We start from the raw sequence: 21,537 nt of genomic DNA, 5'->3' as shown, positions 1-21,537 counted from the left end.
CTGGAGATCCCGCCAGCCGTCACGGCCAAGGCGATCGTCATGATTCGAATACTTGGCTACCTCTACTTATAGTTTTCTGCGCTCGCCCTTGGATGCGCAATATAAATACTCGCGGTAAATTGGTTCAAAAGTAATACTTGAAAATAGACTCGACCGAAAAGTCTTTCTCTGGTTCTATCCTCACGTACTGTTTCCGGGTAGCTTTTGAGGGCGTAGCAGATGGCTTACGATTGGGATGGAAAGCGCACACGTCGGCTCCAAGTGCTCAGGTTCATGGGAGCTCTGGCTATACCTGCTCTCCTGTTCGGCTCCGCCATTGCGGCACTGGAGTGGACCGACACGGATAATCCGGCCGTAAGGACAGCTCGCCTTCGATAGATCTCCAGCGAACCTGCCCCCTTTTGGGGTTTCGCGATGTCGCCGGTGGCTCTGTCCCTCACGATGCCTCCGTGCGTAACCGACACCGATATTGCCACGATAGAAACGGCTTACCCACGCACTTTAGTCCCACGCAGGCTTGGTCCGATGCGGGAAGCTAATGGGTTCAATGCATGTTGCCGAAGACTTTAGGCCCAGCGACAACCAGGAGAATACGAACGGAGCAGATGAGTCCGGCGGGTGCGAAATCCATGATCGATTCACCTTCGTCGGCATTCAGGATAGCCTCTATCAATTGGCTGCCGAAACCACGTGTCCGTGGCGGTTCGACGGGTGGTCCACCGGTTTCCTTCCACTGCAGGTAGAGGGTATTCTCGTCCCGCCGCCACTCTATGTGCACACGACCCTTGTCCGCCGACAACGCACCGTATTTCGTTGCATTCGTGGCTAGTTCGTTGAAGAGAAGCGCCAGCTTGATCGCCAGCTCCGGCGACACGTCCACTTCCGGCCCGCGCATTGCAAACCGTTCAGATATGGGGCCGAGCACGGCCTGTAAAACGCCCTTCAGGTCTCGCTTGGAAACTGGATCCGACATTCGCAAAACGGCCGACATCGAATTGAGGCGCTGGCTGAACACCCGCCGTTGGCTATGGTCAACGTCCTTGAAGGTCTGCCTTGCCAGTGCATTGGTCATCTGAAGAAGATTGCTGACGCGGTGCTTCATCTCCCCGGCGATCAGTTCTGATCGACTTTCGGCCTGTCTCAATGCTCGGATGAGAAGATGCACGAGCTGGGCCACCGCGATAATCAGTATGCTGGCGAGGAAGAAGGTTGCCAATACCATCCAGGACTGCGCCGTGAGTGCAAAAGAGTTCTGTGGCGGCAGCCAAACATAGGCGGCGATTGCTCCTCCCAGGACAGCGGTCATCAGACCACCGTACGCGCCGCCGAACATAGAGGCGGCCATCACCGCCGGAAACATGGTGATGAAAGGCACGCCTGTAACGAGAGGATTGATAAGGTAGCGAATCAGGCTGGCGATGGCCACGGCTAGCGCCGCAACCGCGAAAGCGTGCGAAAAGGAAACGGGCCCCTGGGGCAAACGGGAGACAAGCCGCTTGGTCAGTCGGAAGCCAGACGCTTCGTTCACTTGTTTTCCCCTCAAGCCCAATCCCAGCAAAGGATATCCCCTGGCTGAAGAAATTTGAAGGAGGGTCGTTATTGGGAGGCCGACCATACGCTGCTCCCGAGGGCAGGCCGCCTTGAAGCTAGTGCAGCCCGCAGTCCAGATCTCTTGAAACAGTGCGCACCTGGTACACGGGGTCGCCGCCATGGCAATGCGCCGCCTACGCGGCGCAAGGATGACGCGGCCGCGCCTTAACGGCGACGAGGTTACTTGGCCAGGTCGCGCGCTGTCTGAAGGTGATGCTCGAGGGCGGGAAGCGTCTTCGCCGCCCAGGCCTTAAGATCGGGGTTATCCCCTTCTTCGGCGTAGCGTTTGAAGACATCCACAGCATCCTCATGCGCCTCAACCTGGTCTTCACGGTATTGCTCGTTGAACTCCGCACCTTGGAGCCCTTTGAGTTCGTTGAGCGTTTCTTGGTTATCCTCAGACATGGCCGTGGCCGGCGCAGCTTTGACCTTTCCGCCATCGATGAGTGCCTTGAGTTCGGCGGTCGTTTTCTGATGATCCTGGATCATCTGCTGGGCGAATGCCTTTGTCGCACCGTCGGTTCGCTCAACGGCGACTTTGCTGGACTCGAGTTCGAACATGTCACTCATGGAGACTTCCTTCACGAAGTCCTCCGTTTTGGGGGGCACTCCGACCAAGGTATTTACACCCGACTTCTCCGCCGCTGACTGCGCCAGGGCAGATGTTGCCACCATCATCACGGCGGCCATCAAAGCAATCTCTCGCATCGTCTTTCTCCTTCATGCAGCCGTTCGAACAAAGGAGAATCGAACTTGTTCCCTGGTGCCCATCCGGCTCGTCCCCAAGCTGAAAACCTGTGACCGACGGGCGCCTGCGGCGGGAACATAGCGGCCGCTCAAAGATTGGGTGGAAGCTCTCGGAGACCAGCGTATGCGCGATATACGCCCGCTCGGGTTCGACTGGCTCCTGACCTTGGCGAGCGCATTGGCGCTGTTCACGGTCGGCGCATGCTGGCTCTTGACGATGCCGGTTGCCAGGTTCGAATCCACCGGATCGACCTCGGCCGAAGGGAGCGCATCGCGCGGCAAGATCATCTTTGCCGCAGGAGGGTGCGCCTCCTGCCACGCGACGCCGGGACAGCCGGATCATCTGAAACTCGGTGGCGGCCTCGCGCTTGCATCACCCTTCGGAACGTTCAGGGTTCCCAATATCTCGCCCGATCCCGTGGATGGGATAGGATCGTGGTCCGTCGCCGATTTGGCAAACGCCTTGATCAGCGGCGTCTCACCGGAGGGCACGCACTATTATCCGGCGTTTCCCTATCCCAGTTATACCGGCATGCGGATCGAGGACGTCAGAGACCTCTATTCATATCTCCAGACACTGCCGCGCATTTCCGGTCGGGCGCCTCAGCACGACCTCTTCCCCTTTTTCCGGATCCGCCGCTTCGTCGGCTTCTGGAAGCTCCTGTTCTTTCGCGCAGGCAAATCAGCAGCGGTCCTGAACAAGGATCCCGTCCACGACAGAGGAGCCTACCTCGTCGAAACGCTCGCGCACTGCGCCGACTGTCACTCGACGCGCAACATCTTTGGCGCCATATGGCCGGCCACCCGTTTTGCCGGCGGGCCGGATGCGGAGGGAACCGGTTTCGTGCCCAACATAACGCCGGCGCGGATCGGCGCCTGGTCCGAGACGCAACTCGCCGAAATGCTGAAGAGTGGCAGGACGCCCAGTCACGGGAGAGTGGGATCGTCGATGAGCGATGTCGTCGCCAACACATCGCAATTGCCGGAAAGCGATCGAATTGCAATCGCCAGGTATGTCAAGTCACTGCCATCTCGTCCAACGCCGCATCCTTGAAGTCACTGTGCGTATAGATAGGCTGCGAGATGCCTCGCCTCCGGCTCGGTGATCCCGGTCGCGGGCATGGCGGAATGCTGCGAAAAGCGCTGTGGAGAGACGATCCAGTTTACGAGATTGTCCGAGGTATTTTCGACGACGCCGGCAAGATAGACGCTCTCGCGCAGATTGACGAGCGGACCGCCAACCTTGCCATCGGCGCCGGGCACGCCCGGAATGACGTGGCATCCACCGCAGCCATATTTGCGAAAGATGGGAGGCGCTTGCGATGGATCGCCCTGGGTCATAGCCATCGCCACGGAACGCCGTTGCTGCCTCTCTTTCAAGACATTCGCGCCAACCATGATGAGAGGCAGCACGACGACAATGCCGGTCAGCAGGAGCGAAGCTCTAAGGCGAGTGTAAACGGCTTGCATGGGATCCTCCTCTGCTCGACCTTGCGATCCAGAGCGCCAGCAGCGCCAGCCCCGCGCCGCCATAAAGGATGCCGCCGGGCATCCACATCAACATGCCGGCGAGTTGCTGATCCTCGAGCTGCGTCAGGCCCCACTCCGGCGCCGTCTGCGTCTGGACCGGATAGACCACGCGCGGCGCAAGCGCGATCAGGGCACCGAGCGCGCTTGTGTGCAGCATGGTGAGGAAAAGATGAAAAGCCGCAACGCCTCGGTCGCTCCGCCAAAGCATCGACCACCAGAACAAGAGCGCCGTGACGAAAAAACTGAGATGTTGCAGCCGATGAAGCACCATATCGCCCAATGTCGCATCAAACAGCAGCGGCGCATGCCAGGCCCAGATTGCTGCCCCATGCATGAGGGTGGCAACGCTTGGGCGGGTGAGCCAATCCCATGCGATCTCGACGTGTTTCTCCTTCATACCCCGCCTGATGAGGCGCCGGATTTTTCTTGGCAGCCCCCAAACAAGGCCCGCCACCGGACGGGAGAGAACGAGAAGAGGTGCCGATACCGCCATGACGAGTTCATGCTCGATCATGTGCAGGGCGAAAAGGTGCTCCCCAAGGAAGTGGACCGGCGATACCAACGCCACCGCGAGCACCAGCCATCCAGCCCACCAGATCAAGGCGGACCTTCCAGTTATGCCTTGGCTGTTGCGCGCGCGCAGCCATAGCCGGAAGGAACCGAACGCATAGAGCAGTCCCGCAATGGCGATCGGCGCCACAACCCATGGATCGAAGCTCCAGACGAGCATTGAGACATGCGGCTCGGCCTCGTGGGCGGCAGCCGGCCTCGTCAGAAGGGACAGCACCAGGGCGGCGACTATCACAGGCATGGGTCCAGCAGCATGGCAGCGGCTCCCTGCAGGAAAACGGCAAAGGCGAAAGCGAGGCCAGCAAGCACGTTCAGCCTGGCAATGAACCGGTTTGCCCGAGGTTCGCTTGGTCCGAGACGGGCCTGAGAGACAACGGTTCCGAGAAGTGCCAGGGCCACAGCACCAAACGAGGCAATCACCGACCAGGAGACGCCGGCGCCGCAATCGATGTAAGGCAGGATTTGACCGAGCTGAGTATTGATCGCCCAAGCGCCGGGCGCGAGAAGCAAGCCAGCGTATTTGGCGATACCAGTGCTCATAGCCGGGGCACCCAGTAGATACAGACGTAGAGGGGGAGCCACGCGACGATCACGAAGGTCCAATAGAGGCAATTATCCTCGACGTCGCCGTAGCGGCGTGTGTTGTCGCCGTGCCGGCTGAACATCAGGCAGGTGAGCACAAGCGTATCGATGAGGTCGGTGACGATGTGAGTGGTATGAAGTCCCAGCAACGTCCACACGATCGAGCCATAAGCATTTTCATCCCAGCTGACATGCATGGCAGGAAATTCGAAGATGCGGGGTGCGAGCGGCGCCGCCTCGAGGAGCGACATCGCGATCAGCCCGATACGGACCTTCACCAGCGCCCTCGCCTTGGCCCAGCGTAAAACGAGGATATTCGGGACGATGCTTGCCAGAAGGAGGAGCGTCAGAGCGGTCCCCGCGAAAAGATCGGGCGCCGGCGCATCGATGGGCCAGTTCGGAGCGATGCTGAACAAGTAGAAATAGATGGCAATCGCCAGGGCGAAGCCGCTGCCCTCGATGAGCATGAAACCGCAGGTTCCCCACCAAGCGGGGCTAGCGGTACCCATCCCGTGCAGGGGCAGCTTCGATACATCCAGCACCGCCCTCTCTTTCATGATGTGTCCTCCGCCGTGCCCTTCGGCCAGAACCAGCCGATCAAAGTGACCGCAATCGGGATCGACCCCCAGACGACCGCCCACGGCGTGAAAATCGAGCCGATCAGCATGATCGAAGTGGCGATCGCCGCCCAGAACGGCCAGATAGAGTCTCGCGGCGACGATTCTCGCGCTTGCGGCAAGGCCTCAACCACGCTGCTCGCAATGAGTTCCCGGCGATCGACGCGCAGTCCCGTCGTCACAGCGAGTTCGTCGGGATGCACCCAAAGAGGATTGCAGGCATCGACAACCGGGATCCTGCGAAAGTTATACGCTGGGGGCGGCGAAGACGTCGCCCACTCCAGCGTGCCTGCCTTCCAGGGATTTGGGCCCGCCGGTTCACCTGACCGCCAGGCGCGCAGAACGTCGATGAAGAAGACGACAAAGCCAGAAACCAGAAGCAACGCGCTCAGGCTGATGAAAAGGTTCAGCCCGGCCCAGGGCAGTTCCGGCTGGTACGTGTAGACTCGGCGCGGCATTCCCAGAAGACCGAGAATGTGCATCGGGAAGAATGTGAGATTGAAACCGAGGAAAATGAGGCCGAAGGCCCATCGTCCAAGCCGCTCGCTCATCATTCGGCCGGTCATTTTTGGAAACCAGTAATAGATGGCGCCGAGCAGCGGAAAGACCGCGCCACCGACCAGCACATAATGGAAGTGCGCAACGACGAAGTATGTGTCGTGGACCTGTGTGTCGAACGGCACGGATGCGACCATGACGCCGGTGAGGCCACCGATCACAAATGTGACGATGAAGCCGATCACGAACAGGAGCGGTGTCGCAAATACCGGCCGGCCGAGCCACAAGGTCGCCAACCAGCAGAAAATCTGTATTCCCGCCGGCACTGCGATCGCCATGCTCGACGCCGTGAAGAAGCCCTCGCCGAGCCGCGGCAGGCCAACGACGAACATGTGGTGTACCCAAAGTCCAAAAGCCAGGACACCCGTGGCGATGAAAGCCATCACCAGCGGCAGATAGCCGAATATTGTCCGGCGGGAAAATGTGGCGACTATGGTCGATGCCATCCCAGCGGCGGGCAGAAATATGATGTAGACCTCGGGATGGCCGAAGAACCAGAACACGTGCTGCCAGAGCAAGACGTCGCCGCCCGCGGCCGGATTGTAGAATTGCGTTTCGACCAGTCGATCGAGGATTAGCGTTGAACTGGCAAACATGATCGCCGGCATCGCCATGATGACGATGAACGCCATGACGAGCATGGACCAGACCAGCAGAGGTATGCGGTCGAGCGACATGCCGGGGGCGCGTTGCTTGAACACCGTGACAACGATTTCCACCGCCACCGCAAGTGCCGACAGCTCGGTGAAGGTGATCATCTGCGCCCAGATGTCAGCGCGCTTCCCGGAACCATATTCCGGGCCGGAAAGCGGTACATAGGCGAACCAGCCGACGTCCGGCGCGGCATCGAGAGCGAAGGATATCCACAGGAGCAGACCGCCAACCAGTATGATCCAGTAGGAATAGGCATTCAGCCGGGGAAATGCGATATTTCTGGTGCCGACCATGAGCGGCACGAGGTAGATGGCCATCGCTTCCATCACCGGGACTGCGAACAGGAACATCATGGTGCTCCCGTGCATGGTGAAGATCTGATTGTATCGGTCCGGATCGAGAATGCGCGCTTCCGGCTGCGCCAGCTGAATGCGCATTGCGACCGCCAGCAGCCCCCCAAGAATGAGGAAGACGAATGCAGTGACGAGGTAACGGCGAGCGATAATCTTGTGGTCAACCGTCGCAAGCGCATTCCAAACCCCATGCGGTGTTTCCCAGCGCTGCAAGAGATGCCGCTCGAGTTCGGCGTCGTCCAATCCGTCATCCATCAACGGAGATTGCTTCCGGCCCTCAGTCATTGGAGGTTCTCCATATAAGCGGCAAGTTGTCGTAGCTCGTCGCTTGTGAGAGGAACCAGCGGCATGTTGTTTCCGGGTTTCAGGGTCTGGGGATCGGCGATCCAGGCGGCAAGCGAACCACGGGTGTTTTCGAGCAAGCCTGCCGCAATGGTCCGGCGGCTGCCAATGTGGGTCAGGTCCGGCCCAGTCGCGCCTGCGGCTCTTGTGCCGCGTATCGTGTGGCACGCGGCGCATTGCCTGGCCATGAACAAGGCTTTGCCTGCGACCATCTCGGGTTCGGTTGGCTCCGCGCCGGCTCCGCGTTGTCGCTCAGCCCAGCGCTCGTAATCAGCCTGCGCTTCTGCGATTACGAAGAGTGCCATGTGGCTATGCTGCAGGCCGCAGAACTCGGCGCACTGGCCTCGATAGATGCCGGGCCTTTCCGCTTGGAGCGTCAGCGAGTTCTCGCGGCCCGGGATGAGGTCCTGTTTGCCGGCAAGGCTTGGTACCCAAAAGGAATGAATGACGTCGCTGCTTTTGAGCCGCAGTCGGACGGCTTTGCCGACGGGGATGTGGAGTTCGTTGGCTACCACAAAGGCGCGTGCGGAGTTCTGATCGACATAGTTGAATTGCCACCACCATTGCTGAGCCGTGACGTCGATCGTCAGCTCCGGAGTCGGAGCTTCTGAGAGCGCGCGGGTCGTATAGAAGCTCGCTATGGTCAAACCGGTAATGACGAGCACTGTTGCGCCTACCGCGCCGGAGACCGCAGCGGCTGCTTTGCGCTCGGAAACCGCGCCACCGTCCCGATCGCTCCGACGCACAAGTGCCGAGACCAAAGCCATCGTGACCACCAACCACACGGCAGCGCAGACCAGGATTGTCCCAAGAATCAATGTCCTAAGCTCGATCGCCGCGTGGCCTTCTGCATTCAGGACCGACTGAGCGCCGCTGCACCCCGAAACAAGTAATGCCAGCAGGAGGAAAGCCGAGGTGCTTTTCAAGATGGCGGCCCTTGCTCGGAAAGAACCGGTACAGGGGGAGCTTCATCGAAGAGAATGGCGGCCGGTGCCCGGTTTTCCGCCGGTCGGGTATGCTTGTCGTCGTTCCGGCTCGGGGCTGCCAGGGAGGCCGAATAGGCGCCTATCGTTTTCACATACCCAGCAAGCTGCCAGACCTGGTCTGTCGTCATGCGGTTGCTGAAAGCCGGCATTCCCCGCGGACGTCCGTCTCGAATGGAGGCCGCTATCGCGACCACCGAGGGCCCGTATAACCACCATCCGTCGAGCAAAGACGGCCCCGCCCCACCTCGGCCGTCGCCATGGCAGGACGCACACCCGAACCAGGAATAGAGCCGCTTGCCCTGGCTCAGGTCATAGGCACTCGTTTCGTAGGGCGTATCGAGCGCGAAATAGATTTCGGGAGGTGCACCACCGATGCCGCTGGGCATCAGGCGCAACTGGTTGAGAGCGACTGCGACCGGGGGGTCTGTCCGATATTGCCGCGGCTGACGTTCCCATCCGGTAAGTGCCGAGAGGCCAACAAGCGAGGAAAATAACAAGACAGCGGCCAACGGATGCGCAGCGCTAGCCTTAAGAACCTTCCCTGGCATCATTCAAGCTCCAGAGCACTGGCCCCTGATCAACGGGCACCTTGCTGGGTCGGCCGAAGTGTGCCGGCGAGGCCTGCGAGACGGCGCTCGCTCCGGCATCGATGTCGGGGCCCAAGACGCGTCCCGCTCCCAGACGTGCGCGCACAACCCACGAGGTAGCCGCGACCGACCGATATTGCTGCTCGCGAGCTAGGTGACTGCACCCCCGACCATCAGCGCCAGAATGAGGAACACCAGGAAAATCAACACGGCGATGTAAAACAATACCTTGGCGATACCTGCGGCCGCTGACGAAATGCCTGAGAAGCCGAGCAATCCAGCTATCAACGAGATGACGAAGAAAATAAGAGCCCATTTTAGCACTGCAACACCTTCTCCTTCTCAAAGAGACCAGTTCTCCGCAAAGTCGGAGCGAGGCGCATGTCAGCGGCTATCTCGGTTTGGATCCTTGCCCGCGGCCTGGCTGCTTTTCTTCACGTCGTTTTTCTTGCCCTGATCGCCTCCGCGATTTCCACCATGCGTGCCCTTTGAAGCCTTTGCGATCTTTCCGTTCTTCACATTTGTGGCCATCTCGCCCTCCTCGAAAGCTTTCAGGTCTCGTGGACAACGCAACCGCGAAATGAGGATAAAGTTCCGCCATCCCTTGCTTTGCAGGCAACGACGTTCCGTTGAACCGGAACTTGGCGCCGGGTCAGCAGAGCTTGAATTGGTGTAAGGAAGGGGAGCGCCTCGGGGACACGGGAATGCACCCATCGGCTTCTGCTCAACGCTGCGTCGAAATGATGTTGTCGAGCCGCACCTTGCCGCCGATCACTCCGCGCTTCGCTCCCGCGGGTGCCGGCCCCTCCTCGACAACGGTGTAGAGCCTTTCGCTTCGGAAGGCGCTCGCCATGTCGGTCGTAACACCTTCCGCAGGCTTGGCGTCGATTTCGCGGAAATCGAGTTCCGCCTCGGCAGCAACGACACGGGCATCGCCGCTCGATCTTGCAGCCACGATCAATTCGCCTTGGTAGGTGGCGTTCTGCCAGTTCGGATCGTGCGGTTGCGCCAGCGGCGACAGCCGGAATATTTTCAGTTCTTGCTCCATGAGCTGCCCTCCGCATTACGCGGTGCCGATTCGGGTAACCGGCAAAAGCCCGCGGCTTGTCCAATCGCCAATCGTCGGTATTGTTCCGATTTCAAGGATTGGTGTTCATGATCCACCCCACGCGCGGACGATGAAATGAGATATCTGCGCTGGAACCTTCGGTCCTCACATCGGTTGGCCTCTTTGAGGAGGCGTAGCAATGACGGACTATCTCTGGCTATTGGTAACAGCGGGCGGGGCCTTTGCTCTTGGTGCCGCTCTCGCCTATGTGGTCATGCGGCAGAGGCCGCTTCCGCGGGCCCTGAAGGAAGCACAGGAGCGGAAGGTCCGTGAGCTCTACCGGGAATCGCAGGAAGATCAGTCGCAGTAAGCCGTGGCTCGGTCACGGAACGCCGCGTCTTTTGGCTTTGCCGCTTACGCGGAAGAGCGAGACGTGATCCGAACAGACGGAACCGGAGATGCTGGAATTGCGCTTAGCGGAACCTCGGCGTTGACGGGCGCTATCCGGAGCGGAAGAAATCCGCATAGTAGCTTCACGGTTTCCTTCAGGATTTCGACCGTTATCTTTTCCCCCGGACATCGATGGCTCGACTCCGGCCGGCCGCCGCCGTGCGGGATAAAGCGGAAGTCCCGCTCGCGCCAGCTCAATTTCCGCTCCGCGCTGAAATTCATCGGTGATGCAAACAGTCTCGGGTCATGCGTCGTTCCATAGAGGTCGAGTAGCAGCCAACTGCCTTCGCGCAATGAATAGCCTTGCCAAACATGTCTGCGCGTCAGCCGTGCGCCGACGAATGGGAAGAATGGATAGAGGCGCCGTACCTCCTCGACAAAAGCTTCGATCTCGTCGTCATGGCCGTGACCGAAGCGTTCCGGCCACTGCGGATTTCGGGCAAGCGCAAGAGCCAAGAAAACAATCCATCGGCTGATGGCCGCAATCGGTCGCAGGAGGTTGAGCAGTTCGACCGCGGCGACCTGCGGCGAAAGCCTCTCCCCGTCGGCGTCTCGATAGTCCAAACCGATCTGCTTTAGCGCGCATCCCTGGGGCACCTCAAGCGACCCGTCGCGAACCGCCGCCACGATCGTTGCGAGCCAGCGCTCGATGCGGCGACGCGAAGCGAGGGCGAACCACGCGGCCGGGCCTGGTCGGCCGGTGCGGTCGATCATTCGTCCTAGCTGCCGAGCAAGCTTCACGTCATCGTGGCGCCACCGCGGCGCAATCCCTATCCAGTCTGCGGAGGCTTTTGTGAGGATGAGATTCGCCGCGTCCCGCAGATCGCAAGCCCCAGCACGCCTGTCGAAATGTACGAGCCAGTGCTGCCGGAATCGCTCCACGAGCGAGGCGACAGCAGCGTCGTCCATCGTGACATCGATGAACATGGCCTTGCGCCGCAGATGCGCCGCTCCGTCGAGCTGCTGGACGCTATCCTTGTCCTGCAGCAGCCGGAGCACGGTCCACGGCATCGAGCCGACACGCGTCACATCGTCTGCACCATAGAACAGACGCGCTGCTTCCTCGCCGCGCATGCACACGACTGAACGAAGCATCAACCGGCTCTGAAAGATATCCGTTCCGAGCTCGTCGCAGTGGTTCGAGATGAACGCGTAACCTTCGCGGAAGAGCGCCAGGGTGCTGTCGAGCGATGATGTTTGTGGAATGGGCTTCACCTTCTGCCAGCCTCCTTCCGTGGTCGAACTCTTCGGCGCCGCGGATGTTCCTCCGCCTGAGATCCGGAACCGTTGCAGACGTGTCGCCGGTGGCACCGTCGGAACAAACGAAGTGCGAGCCGGTTGTTCTGCTGGGGAGGAAGGAGCGATCATGTCCAAACTGCCTGAGAGCAATCCCGCGCAGGTGCGCGGCGATATCCAGCACGGAAGGACGGGAGACAAGAAGCGCGGCTTTGATCCTTCAGCGGCACCGTTGGAGACGGACGACGAAGCGGCCGGCATGCCTCTGACTCCAGACGCGGCGGGAACAGCGAGGATCGGACAGCGGCCGGATGGGCTGGCCGACACCTCCACGGAGTACGGAGACGCTATGCGTCCACTCCCAGCTGCCGACCGCCGCCAATCGCCGAACTATCGTCTGGTCCTCCTGATGGCGGGCATTCTCGTCATAGCCGGCGTGCTTGCTCTCGCGATCGGTACCGGATGATAGCGCGATTGAACGGCCGCACCGAGAAAATGCTCCCGCGGCCGCACAACCAATTTTCAAGGGGAGCGAAGGAGTTTTCGAATGCCTGATCGCCACGACGACAGAAACAATCCGCTATCGAGGCTAGCAGCCCAGGAAGAAGCCCACTATCTGCGCCGTTCATCGACACGCTTTCTCGAGTGCGCCATTCACCTCTGCGTGACCCACATGACGCTCAGCGAAGTGGCCGAACTGCTTGAGCAGGAGGCCAAACAGCTTCGGCAACACGGGTGAGCTCTCGAAGAAACCGGCCAGGGCGAGTAATACGGCACGGGTATGCGGTTTTCCCGTCCGCAATTGCATCCAAAAGTTGGATCATTTCGCGGGCCTAGACTGTAAAACAATCTAAGGACCACCTATCCGCGGAACAGCCTCGCTCATGTACGGACGCTGCCCTCGTTGCACGAGGTAGACCTCCCGTTCGGGATTCGCTTCGATGACGAAACCGGAACTGCGAAGCATCGCTTCCACGCCAGCCCTGTTCGGAATGAACCAATTGGTGGGATCGTCCGAGAAACGGTGTTCGACGAAGAACAGCTTGGGATAACCGGGGCGATCGAAAACCTCCCACTCCTGGAAATCGTAATCTGCCTCCACCGGCGCCACAGACTCCGCGCCGCGCTGCATGCACTGGAAGAGCATCTCCTCACCCACGACGTGCTCATAGAGAAGATCAAGCGCCAGGAGCGGATAACGGAGATGGTAGAGGACCCCCATGAAGAGGACCAGATCAAACTTCTCGTGGAGTTGGGCCACATCGTAGACGGACATCAACTTGAATTCGATATCGATCCCGTTCTGTGTGGCCGCGAATTTCGCTTGCCGCAAATAGCGAGGATCGGAATCGATGCCGAGCACGCGGCCGGCATTGCGGCGCTTCATTTCCTGCGCGTAGAATCCGGCGTTGCAGCCGATGTCGAGCACGCTTCTGCCTTCAAGGTCGTCCGGCACGACATGTTTGAAAGCTTTCCATTTGACTGCGGGGTAATCTCCGAGAAAATGATCCGGCGATGTCTCGACTCCCTTGATCCGCATGTTGTGAAACCACGGGCCCAGCGCCGCGACCTGATCCTCTATGGTCATGCAGTCCTGCATCTGCTGAGCCATGATCAAAGATCCTGAGAAAGGACAGGTTGTGGTCGGGGGCGGCGCGAGCGCCGGCGCACCGCCTGCTGCTTGGCGAGCGTGCTTTCAAACCAAGCGATCGTGTGCGACAACCCGTCCTGCAACGCTACTTTCGGCTGCCATCCAAGAAGCCTTCTTGCCCTTGCGATATCTGGCCGCCGGCGCTGCGGGTCGTCCGGAGGCAAAGGTGCATGGACGACTATCGAAGCGGTGGCGATCTTGGACAATACCAGCTCGGCCAGTTCCATGACCGTGAACTCCCCTGGGTTCCCGAGGTTTACTGGCACGCCCGGATTGGGCTGACGGTTCATGAGCCTGATCAAGCCTTCGACGAGATCGGAGACGTAGCAAAACGAACGAGTCTGCTCGCCGCTACCATAGATCGTAAGCGGTTCGTTTTTCAGGGCCTGGACAATGAAGTTCGAGACGATCCGGCCGTCGTTGGGCTGCATGCACGGACCGTAGGTGTTGAAGATGCGAGCAACACGCACATCCACGCTTCCAGCCCTCAGACTGTCGAAGCACAAGGCCTCCGCCGCGCGCTTGCCTTCGTCGTAGCACGCCCGCGGTCCGGTGCAGTTGACGTGACCCCAGTAATCCTCCTGCTGCGGATGTTCTTCGGGATCGCCGTAGATCTCGCTCGTAGACGCCTGAAGGAAGACGGCTCCTCGCCGCGCGGCAAGCCGTAGGAGGTTGCCCGTGCCCGTCACACTGGTCATCATCGTGTGGATGGGATCGGCCTGATAGGACGGCGGCGAGGCCGGGCAGGCCAGATTATAAATGTGGTCGAGCGGCTCATCTATCGCGACATCATCGCAGACGTCCTGCTCGATCAACATGAAATACGGGTTTCCCTTGAGATTGCTGACATTGGCAGGGGAGCCCGTGAGATAGTTGTCGACGCAGATCACCCGGTTGCCGGCGTCCAGAAGCGCTGAACAAAGGTGGGACCCGACAAAGCCGGCCCCTCCGGCGACCAGGATGGCTTTCCCTCGACTTACGTGCATTCTTCTTGCCATGGGCCGTTCTCCCTTCGGTTGTTAGGCCGGAAGTCTCCGTCCGGAGTGTCTCGTGGCGAGATTGGTTTCGGGCGCGACGCCTTCGATTGCGTCGATGAAGGTCGTGGCGCGAGCCGCCGCGCTGTGCGCGTGTGCAACGCGCTGACGAGCGTCATCGGCGTACGACTGGCGCTGTTGTTCGGTGAGATTCGTTAGTGCTGCGACGACATCGATGCTGTCATATGCAATGACGGCAGCCTTTCCCGATGGAAAGAAGCTATCGATCCCCTCCCACCAATCACTGATCAACGGCGTGTGGCACGCGGCCGCCTCGAAGAGCCGAACGCTCGGAGACCAACCGGCCGCCACCATGTCGGCGCGCGTTACGTTCAGGGTGAATCGCTGGCGGCTGTAGAATTCCGCGTGCTCGGAAGGCGGCAGGTGCTCAATGTGCACCACGTTTTCCGGCCAGCGCATATCGGCGGGATAGCTTGGTCCGGCAACGACAAAGCGCATCTCCAACAATTGGCGCGCGGGCTCGAACAACAGGCGTTCGAGAGTGGGTTGCCTGTCACGGCTGAACGTGCCGAGGTAGCCAAGGTCCCATTCCCTTGGCGCGCCGGTGTTGCGATAGAGGTCGAGATCGACGGCGCAGTAGAGTGCCACCGGGCGTCTCGCGGCAAACTCGCTTCGCAGCCGATCGAGCGTACTGCCACCGGAGAAGGAAAAGTAGAGATCGAAGAGCGGCACCTGCCGACGGGCGAGATATTCCTCGTCACCGCCGGCGAGCTTGGCGAGCGTAACCGGCGTGTCGATGTCATAGAAGCACAATCGCTTTGGGGAGAGATCGACAACGGCGTCGATAAGTTCCACTCCGTCCGGCACATAAGATCCGATGACCACGGCATCGGCCCCGGCCAGCATGCCAGCATCCCGGGCGAGCAATTCGTCGATGCTCTTGTAGAGGACGAGGTCGCAAAAGTCCGGCGCGACCATATCCCGATGGCAGGCGTACCACGGTACATCCCGTTCCAGGAAGGTCACTTTGTGCCCGGCTGCGTGGACGCCGCCAAGCAAGGCCCGATACGTGGTCGCATGGCCGTTACCCCAGGACGAGGACAGCGAGAGGCCGAGAACGACGATATCGAGCGGACGGTTCATTCGGCCGCCTCCACCTGGCCTGCCCTACTCCGCAAAACACGGTCCAGGTTCTTGGCGCGGTGCGCATAGGTGTGCTCAGCGAGCACGCGACTAAGCGCCCGCTCTCCGATCTTTTTGGCGCCGGCGGGCGTAAGCTCGCGCATCAGCTCGGCGACGTCCTGTCCGTCTCTGGCAACCAGCACTTCCTCTCCGGGCGTCAGGAAGAGTTCGATGCCTTCCCATGCATCGGTGATCAGGCATGCGCTCGCCCCTGCCGCCTCGAAGACGCGGGTCGCCGGCGAGAAGCCATTCTGCGCCATGCTGGCGCGCGAAATGTTCAGAACCGCAGTCGGAGTCGCATTGAACGCGTTGTGGTCGGCAGTAGGAACGTGGCCTATGTAGGCGACATTCTCGGGCAAGGGCTTATCGTCCCAGCCAGCTCCGCCGAGCAGGAATCGCCGATCTCCGACCTTGCCAGCGGGATCGAGGAAGAAGGCTTCGACCCGTGTCTCGCGATCGGGCAAGCGGTTGCCGAGGAAGGCAAGATCAGCAGCAAAACGCGAATCCGCGGATACGGGATGATGAGTCTCAGGATCGACGGCATTGTAGACGGGGATGCAGTCGCGGGCACCAATGGCACGATAGGACTCGATTACGGGATCGCCGCCGCCATAGGTCAGCACGAGATCCAGCGAAGGAAGCGCACGCCGGAGCGGATGATCGGGTGCGGCGCTCAAGTCCGCAAGCGTGGCAGGTGCATCGACATCCCAGAAAATCCTGAGCGCAGTCGGATTTGCCGACCCCATAATCTCCGCGAGCAGCAGGTCGTCCTCGAAGCCGACACCACTTGCCTTGACAACGACATCGGCATCGACGGCTTCCGCCGCGACACGCTTCAACGCCGCGACTGTTCCCTGATAGACCACAACCCTGCACCAGTCCGGCACATCAATATCGCGGTGTCTCTGCCGGTCGTAAACGTCCGGCTCATAAAAGGTGATTTGATATCCACGCGCGGCAAGCGCCCGGAGCAACCCGCGATAATAGGTTGCTGCGCCGTTCCAATAGGCTGAAAGAAGGCTCGACCCATAAAACGCGATCCTCATATCGCGACCTCCGTTGAAGCGCTGCGATCGCGCTTGACCTTGCTCGGGCGGTACGAAGCAACGATGTCGAGTAGTTCGTCGACGCGATGACTGCAGGTATGGCGTGCCCGGATAGTTGCCAAGCCGGAGGCAGCCAGTTCCTGTGCGGCGGCTGGCTCCGAGAGCACTTGACGCAGCAGGCGCGTCATTTCCTTGCCGGTACCGGCAAAAAGGAAATCGGTGCCGGGGCGGAAAAGACCTTCCGCGTCGTTCCATGGCGCCGAGATCAGCGGAATGCCGCAGGCAAGCGCTTCGAAGACCCGGATGGTCGGTATGCCCGGGAGGGATTCGACATAAGGCCGCCGAGGAATATGCACTGTGGCCCGATGCTCGGCAAAAGCCCGCGGAACGGCGGCGTTCGCGAGCCAGCCCCCATAGTCTATCCGTGCCGCACGCAGTGCCTTGAGCGCAGCGTCGGGATATCTCACACCCCGCACGGTTGCCAGAAGCTTCAGTTGTCGCGCTGGCTCGATGAGGAAGGACGAGATCTCGGCACTGCGCTCATCATCGCCCCAGTTGCCGATCCAGACGAGATCGCCTTTTTTGTCGGCGTGCGGAATTGGACGGAACAGCGACGTGTCTGCAGCCTCATGCCAAGTGAAGACGTCTCTACCCCAGCCCGCGCTGAGATACCGTTCGCGGAGCGTTTCTCCGAAGGCCAGGACGAAGTCGTATCCGGAAAGGTCGAGCCGGGCGACAGCACCCTTGGCGGTGACGGCGCGATGATGTGTATCGTGGAAGGCGAGCGTGAAGTTGCCACCTGCGTGACGGATGCGACCGAGCCGGGCGACAAGGTCGGGATCGGACCATTCATGCACGACGACCAGGTCGGTCTCGCTGACCGCGGCCTCGTGGTCGAAATCGGCTCCATAGATCTCGACGTGCAGATCGGGAAAGTGCTTGCGGAACGCTACAATCGGCCCGACCCCCTGCTCCGCGATCAGATTGAGGCGGCTCCAGGAATCGCGCGGTTCGAGCGCCACGGCCTCATGACCCCGTTGCAGGAGTTCCCGCATGACACCACGCAGAAAGTGGGCATTGCCGTGGTTCCAATCGGAAATAAGTGAATGGGTGTAGAAGAGAAATCGCATCACTCCGCAGCCGTCAATCGAGGAGACCGGTGCATGGCTTGCCGGTAGGCGGCAAGCACCGCGTCGCGTTGGGCTTCGATGGAAAATTCGCGCGACCGCAAGCGTGCCTGGTGGCCCAACTCAGCCCTGAATTCCGCATCCTTCGCCAAAGCATTGATGACATTCGCGAAGGCGACGGGATCGCCGGGATCGGCAAAAAGGGCCGCACCGTCCCAAAGCTCACGATAGGTGTCGATGTCGGCAAGCACCAAGGCTGCGCCGGCGCACGCCGCCTCCAGTGCAACAAGTCCGAACGGTTCGTAGATCGACGGTGAGACGACGATCGCGGCTTTCGATATCAGCGCCAAGGCCCGATCGTGACTGAGTTCCCCTCGATGATCGGCGTGCTGGATCGCCAAACGCTCACGGTTTGGGCCATCGCATGCCCCGGCCATCAGCACCGGCCAGTTGATATGCGCGGCCGCCTGGTCCAGCACCGCGCCGTTCTTGCCCTCGTCCCACCACCGGCCCGCCGCAAAAACGAAGTTCTCCTTGGACATGACCGGATACGAGTTTCGGCTGCCATTATGGACGACTTTGAGACCGTCGATCCGGCCATAGCAGCGCACGAGGCCCGCAGCATGACTGGAACTCGGGGCCAGAACTATGTCGGCGCGGTCGAAACCCTGCCGGTTCAGCCGCTTTTGCCAAAGCCACTCCCGCGGCAAGCCAGAAGCACGCACGGTATCGAACCAGGTGGTGACACACGAATGCGAGGCAGCGACGACAGGCGTTTGCGCCGGAAGACCGGCCGCCTGAGACGGCAGGTTCAGATGCAGCAGGTCGACCGAATGCCTGAGCGAAAGTTCGGTCAGCAGGTCCGCCACCACGTCGAACTCGCTTTCATCGCCGGCCGTCCAGTCGAGCGGCGCGGCGAACCATTCGAGCGTGCCGATGCGCGCAGCCTCACGCCGCTGATGCGAGGAAGGCTCTGGACCGAATCCGACGAAAAGTGTTTCCACGCCAGCAGCTCGAATGGCATCGGCGAGGTCCATGGCGTAGCGCCATACCCCGCCCACCGCATCGACGCTCATGATGATCCGCCGCGGCAGCCGACCTCGGGTGCCGTCATCACCGAGAACGCGAAGGGCGGAACCAGCGCGATTGCTCATGCGGTGATCCTCTTTGTTTGATGGCGGGCTCCGTGAACCACGTCCCAATCTTCCAGAAGCCAGCCGTGCAGTTCGCGCAGTCCCGCGCGCCAGGACGTGCGAGCCTTCCAGCCGACCGCATCGGCAAGCGCCCGCGTATCGGCAACGAAAAACAGTTGGTCGCCAGCCCGCCAGTCGTGCTCTTCTGTCGAGAGTGGACGGCCCACCAGGAGTTCAATCTCGCCGAGGACCTGGGAGATGCTGACGGCGTTCTCAGGCCCGCCGCCGAGATTGAAGGGTCGCCCATTGAGACGATCGATCGATTTGAGAAGTGCTCGGTAGGCGGCGACCGCATCTCTGACATGGAGGATGTCGCGGACCTGCTTTCCGTCGCCATAGATCGATATCGGCTCACCCGCGAGCGCGCGAATGAGGAAATGCGCGACCCATCCCTGATCTTCCGTGCCGAACTGCCTTGGACCATAGATGCAGCTCATTCGGAGCACGGCCGTCGGAAGCCCGAACGACCTCCTGTAGTCCAGCACGTATTGGTCGGCGACACCTTTCGAGCAGCCATAGGGGGTGCAAAAGTCAAGCGGCTGCGCCTCGCTGACGCCATGGCTGCGTACCAGATCATCGGCCGGCAAGTGGCGACCCCCGAACTCCTGCACCCGCATTTGCGCCAGCGCGCCATAGACCTTGTTGCTGCTGGCGAATATGACGGGGGCCCGGCGTCCGGCCTTGCGCGCCGCTTCAAGCACATTGAGCGTGCCGCGCGCATTCGTTTCGAAATCGTCGATCGGCTGCTGCAGGCTGGTCGTCACGGCCGTTTGCGCCGCGAGATGAAAGACCGCCTTGGCATCCTTGAAGACCGGCTCTATCGCAGTGAGCTCGCGAATATCGGCGAGCACGGGGTGGACAGCGCCGCGATGAGTAGCCACCAACCATTCAAGATTTCGCTCGACGCCAGCCCGGCTGAGATTGTCAAGAACAATCACCTCCTCGCCGTCCCGCAAGAAACTGTCGGCGAGATTGCTGCCGACGAAACCGCTGCCTCCTACAATGACGATTGCTGCCGCCTTCCTGGAAAGGCTGGGTGCCGCCAGGCGCGCACGCCGATCCGGAGAACCGGCGCTCATAGCACCAATCCCCGCGCTTCCAGGTGTCGCTTCATCTCGGGTCCCCGGTCGATCGCGCCGACGCTGCCGACCCATTGCGCGAAATCGGTCAGCGAATTTTCAAGTTGATGTGCGGGTTCGAAGCCGAGCAGGTCCCGTGCTGCGGTAATGTCGGCGAAACAATTGCGGATATCGCCCGAACGAGCCTTGTTCATGATCTCCGGCTCAAGCTCGGGTAATCCCATCGCATCCGCGAGCAGCAAGGCGACGTCGGCGATGGTATAGGCACGGCCGCTGCCGATATTGATGACGTGGCCGGCAGCCGGCGCCTGTTCGAGCGCCAACCGAAAGGCCCGCGCCACGTCGCGGATATGAACGAAATCCCGCCTTTGTCTGCCATCTTCGAACACCATCGGCGCTTGTCCGTTGGCAAGCCGCGAGGCAAAGTTGGCAAGCACGCCCGTATACGGGTTGGAAAGCGCCTGACCGGCGCCATACACGTTGAACAGACGAAGGGCCACGGTCTCCACGCCATAAGCTTCTCCAAAAATCAGCACTTGGCGTTCCTGCGCAAACTTCGTGAGCGCGTAGATGGACGCGAGATCGACTGGCTTCTGCTCATCCGTCGGGACCGGCCTGAGACGCTCCCCGTCAGGTCCGGTCGGGTTCCACGAACCTGCCCTGATAGCGGCAGGGAACCGTCTGACATGGGAACAACGCTCGCCCGTTATGGTCTCGTAGAGCCCTTCGCCATACACACTCATCGACGATGCGACGACGATGCGCCGGATCGGCATTCCAATGATCGCCTCGAGCAGGACGGCCGTCCCGAAGTCGTTGACGCCCACATAGCGGGCGATTTCATACATCGACTGACCGACCCCCACCTCAGCTGCAAGATGGACAACGCAGTCGACGTCCGTCAGGGCGCCTTTTACCGCGTCCGCATCTCGAATGTCCGCGCGTCGTACGTCCACGTCCGACGGCAACGTGACCTGTGCATCCGCATGAACCTGCTCATTGAGCACGTCCAACACGCGCACGCTGTAGTTCCTTGAGAGGAGTTCCTCGACCACATGCCGGCCTATGAAGCCGCATCCGCCGGTAACAAGAACCTTTGTCATGACATACCTGACCACATTCCATGGGAGATAGTGACAAGCTCCAACAAGCCTCGGTAGCAAATGTTCCTTCATCCATGACTTCTTCTTCTTGTTCTTCTTTGATTGCCCCGAGCGGCATCGCCGGCCCGAAGGTACAAACCTCGCTTTCGCGCGAGTGTTCCGCGTGAGATGGGGGCGTCAGGAACAAAAGTTGCAACATCAAGTTAAGTGCGCGAAGGCAGCCGGGCGCCGGTCGCAGTTCGCCTCGACGAGTTGGACCGGCTCTTGCCGCTCAGACTTGACGGCCGGCTGCCCGGATTGGTCTCGACGGC

The 21,537-nt window shown here is 60.6% G+C and carries 25 protein-coding genes; 4 read left to right on the top strand and 21 right to left on the bottom strand.

What is annotated here, in order from left to right:
- Window positions 1–544: 544 nt before the first annotated feature.
- On the bottom strand, window positions 545–1,528 hold the full coding sequence (locus FKV68_RS26365) for a sensor histidine kinase (protein ID WP_180943469.1): 984 nt from the start codon (window positions 1,526–1,528) through the stop codon (window positions 545–547).
- Between the two features lie 242 nt (window positions 1,529–1,770).
- Complete coding sequence (locus tag FKV68_RS26360) at window positions 1,771–2,298, bottom strand: DUF4142 domain-containing protein (RefSeq protein WP_180943468.1); 528 nt, start codon at window positions 2,296–2,298, stop codon at window positions 1,771–1,773.
- 163 nt (window positions 2,299–2,461) lie between these two features.
- Between FKV68_RS26360 and FKV68_RS26355 the strand changes: the two genes are divergently transcribed.
- Window positions 2,462–3,391 carry a c-type cytochrome gene (locus FKV68_RS26355; RefSeq protein WP_425347599.1) on the top strand — a complete coding sequence of 310 codons (930 nt, stop codon included), beginning with the start codon at window positions 2,462–2,464 and terminating at the stop codon, window positions 3,389–3,391.
- Window positions 3,392–3,393: 2 nt separating this feature from the next.
- On the opposite strand, the gene FKV68_RS26350 is transcribed toward FKV68_RS26355, so the two are convergent.
- From FKV68_RS26350 to FKV68_RS26305, 10 genes are all read right to left on the bottom strand, one after another.
- Window positions 3,394–3,735, bottom strand: a complete 342-nt coding sequence (locus FKV68_RS26350; RefSeq protein ID WP_425347604.1) for a c-type cytochrome — start codon at window positions 3,733–3,735, stop codon at window positions 3,394–3,396.
- 46 nt (window positions 3,736–3,781) lie between these two features.
- Window positions 3,782–4,678, bottom strand: a complete 897-nt coding sequence (locus FKV68_RS26345; protein WP_180943466.1) for a cytochrome c oxidase assembly protein — start codon at window positions 4,676–4,678, stop codon at window positions 3,782–3,784.
- A complete protein-coding gene (locus FKV68_RS26340; RefSeq protein WP_180943465.1) occupies window positions 4,669–4,977 on the bottom strand; it encodes a hypothetical protein in 309 nt (102 codons plus the stop codon). The genes FKV68_RS26345 and FKV68_RS26340 overlap by 10 nt, the downstream gene beginning before the upstream one ends.
- Window positions 4,974–5,576 carry a cytochrome c oxidase subunit 3 gene (locus tag FKV68_RS26335; RefSeq protein WP_180943464.1) on the bottom strand — a complete coding sequence of 201 codons (603 nt, stop codon included), beginning with the start codon at window positions 5,574–5,576 and terminating at the stop codon, window positions 4,974–4,976. The genes FKV68_RS26340 and FKV68_RS26335 overlap by 4 nt, the downstream gene beginning before the upstream one ends.
- A complete protein-coding gene (gene ctaD / locus FKV68_RS26330) occupies window positions 5,573–7,456 on the bottom strand; it encodes a cytochrome c oxidase subunit I (protein WP_245181427.1) in 1,884 nt (627 codons plus the stop codon). The genes FKV68_RS26335 and ctaD overlap by 4 nt, the downstream gene beginning before the upstream one ends.
- 26 nt (window positions 7,457–7,482) lie before the next feature.
- On the bottom strand, window positions 7,483–8,469 hold the full coding sequence (coxB, locus tag FKV68_RS26325; RefSeq protein WP_180943462.1) for a cytochrome c oxidase subunit II: 987 nt from the start codon (window positions 8,467–8,469) through the stop codon (window positions 7,483–7,485).
- Complete coding sequence (locus FKV68_RS26320) at window positions 8,466–9,077, bottom strand: c-type cytochrome (RefSeq protein WP_180943461.1); 612 nt, start codon at window positions 9,075–9,077, stop codon at window positions 8,466–8,468. Before FKV68_RS26320 ends, coxB begins: the two co-directional genes overlap by 4 nt.
- A gap of 189 nt (window positions 9,078–9,266) precedes the next feature.
- Window positions 9,267–9,440 carry a DUF1328 domain-containing protein gene (locus FKV68_RS26315; RefSeq protein WP_180943460.1) on the bottom strand — a complete coding sequence of 58 codons (174 nt, stop codon included), beginning with the start codon at window positions 9,438–9,440 and terminating at the stop codon, window positions 9,267–9,269.
- 60 nt (window positions 9,441–9,500) lie between these two features.
- Window positions 9,501–9,647 (bottom strand): hypothetical protein, encoded by a 147-nt coding sequence (locus FKV68_RS26310; RefSeq protein WP_180943459.1) that lies wholly within the window; start codon window positions 9,645–9,647, stop codon window positions 9,501–9,503.
- A 193-nt stretch (window positions 9,648–9,840) separates the two neighbouring features.
- Complete coding sequence (locus tag FKV68_RS26305) at window positions 9,841–10,164, bottom strand: hypothetical protein (protein ID WP_180943458.1); 324 nt, start codon at window positions 10,162–10,164, stop codon at window positions 9,841–9,843.
- Between the two features lie 199 nt (window positions 10,165–10,363).
- On the opposite strand from FKV68_RS26305, the gene FKV68_RS26300 reads away from it, so the two are divergent.
- The gene (locus tag FKV68_RS26300) at window positions 10,364–10,534 is read left to right on the top strand and encodes a hypothetical protein (RefSeq protein WP_180943457.1); all 171 of its coding nucleotides are present in this window, start codon (window positions 10,364–10,366) and stop codon (window positions 10,532–10,534) included.
- A 44-nt stretch (window positions 10,535–10,578) separates the two neighbouring features.
- Here FKV68_RS26300 and FKV68_RS26295 read toward each other — a convergent pair whose 3' ends face one another.
- Window positions 10,579–11,829: a cytochrome P450 gene (locus tag FKV68_RS26295; RefSeq protein WP_180943456.1), complete on the bottom strand. Its 1,251-nt coding sequence runs from the start codon at window positions 11,827–11,829 to the stop codon at window positions 10,579–10,581.
- A gap of 151 nt (window positions 11,830–11,980) precedes the next feature.
- On the opposite strand from FKV68_RS26295, the gene FKV68_RS26290 reads away from it, so the two are divergent.
- Together FKV68_RS26290 and FKV68_RS26285 are read left to right on the top strand one after the other, a co-directional pair.
- Window positions 11,981–12,316 (top strand): hypothetical protein, encoded by a 336-nt coding sequence (locus FKV68_RS26290; RefSeq protein WP_180943455.1) that lies wholly within the window; start codon window positions 11,981–11,983, stop codon window positions 12,314–12,316.
- Window positions 12,317–12,397: 81 nt separating this feature from the next.
- On the top strand, window positions 12,398–12,589 hold the full coding sequence (locus tag FKV68_RS26285) for a hypothetical protein (RefSeq protein ID WP_180944006.1): 192 nt from the start codon (window positions 12,398–12,400) through the stop codon (window positions 12,587–12,589).
- A 111-nt stretch (window positions 12,590–12,700) separates the two neighbouring features.
- On the opposite strand, the gene FKV68_RS26280 is transcribed toward FKV68_RS26285, so the two are convergent.
- Genes FKV68_RS26280 through FKV68_RS26245 form a run of 8 tightly spaced genes read right to left on the bottom strand, consistent with a single transcriptional unit; the run spans window position 12,701 to window position 21,226 of the window.
- Window positions 12,701–13,462: a TIGR04290 family methyltransferase gene (locus FKV68_RS26280; RefSeq protein ID WP_245181381.1), complete on the bottom strand. Its 762-nt coding sequence runs from the start codon at window positions 13,460–13,462 to the stop codon at window positions 12,701–12,703.
- A gap of 2 nt (window positions 13,463–13,464) precedes the next feature.
- Entirely contained in the window at window positions 13,465–14,499 is a 1,035-nt protein-coding gene (locus tag FKV68_RS26275; RefSeq protein WP_180943454.1) for a UDP-glucuronic acid decarboxylase family protein, read from the bottom strand.
- A gap of 21 nt (window positions 14,500–14,520) precedes the next feature.
- Window positions 14,521–15,639 (bottom strand): CgeB family protein, encoded by a 1,119-nt coding sequence (locus FKV68_RS26270; RefSeq protein WP_180943453.1) that lies wholly within the window; start codon window positions 15,637–15,639, stop codon window positions 14,521–14,523.
- Window positions 15,636–16,724: a CgeB family protein gene (locus tag FKV68_RS26265; protein WP_180943452.1), complete on the bottom strand. Its 1,089-nt coding sequence runs from the start codon at window positions 16,722–16,724 to the stop codon at window positions 15,636–15,638. The genes FKV68_RS26270 and FKV68_RS26265 overlap by 4 nt, the downstream gene beginning before the upstream one ends.
- Complete coding sequence (locus FKV68_RS26260) at window positions 16,721–17,854, bottom strand: CgeB family protein (protein ID WP_180943451.1); 1,134 nt, start codon at window positions 17,852–17,854, stop codon at window positions 16,721–16,723. Before FKV68_RS26260 ends, FKV68_RS26265 begins: the two co-directional genes overlap by 4 nt.
- On the bottom strand, window positions 17,854–19,005 hold the full coding sequence (locus FKV68_RS26255; RefSeq protein WP_245181380.1) for a glycosyltransferase family 4 protein: 1,152 nt from the start codon (window positions 19,003–19,005) through the stop codon (window positions 17,854–17,856). The genes FKV68_RS26260 and FKV68_RS26255 overlap by 1 nt, the downstream gene beginning before the upstream one ends.
- Entirely contained in the window at window positions 19,002–20,123 is a 1,122-nt protein-coding gene (locus tag FKV68_RS26250; RefSeq protein ID WP_180943450.1) for an NAD-dependent epimerase/dehydratase family protein, read from the bottom strand. Before FKV68_RS26250 ends, FKV68_RS26255 begins: the two co-directional genes overlap by 4 nt.
- Window positions 20,120–21,226 (bottom strand): NAD-dependent epimerase/dehydratase family protein, encoded by a 1,107-nt coding sequence (locus tag FKV68_RS26245; RefSeq protein ID WP_180943449.1) that lies wholly within the window; start codon window positions 21,224–21,226, stop codon window positions 20,120–20,122. The genes FKV68_RS26250 and FKV68_RS26245 overlap by 4 nt, the downstream gene beginning before the upstream one ends.
- Window positions 21,227–21,537: the final 311 nt, after the last annotated feature.

The organism is Sinorhizobium mexicanum (assembly GCF_013488225.1).
In the GTDB taxonomy this organism is placed as follows: Bacteria; Pseudomonadota; Alphaproteobacteria; order Rhizobiales; family Rhizobiaceae; genus Sinorhizobium; species Sinorhizobium mexicanum.
Note: the sequence above shows the minus strand (reverse complement) of the source record. Positions and strands in the feature narration are given on the sequence as shown.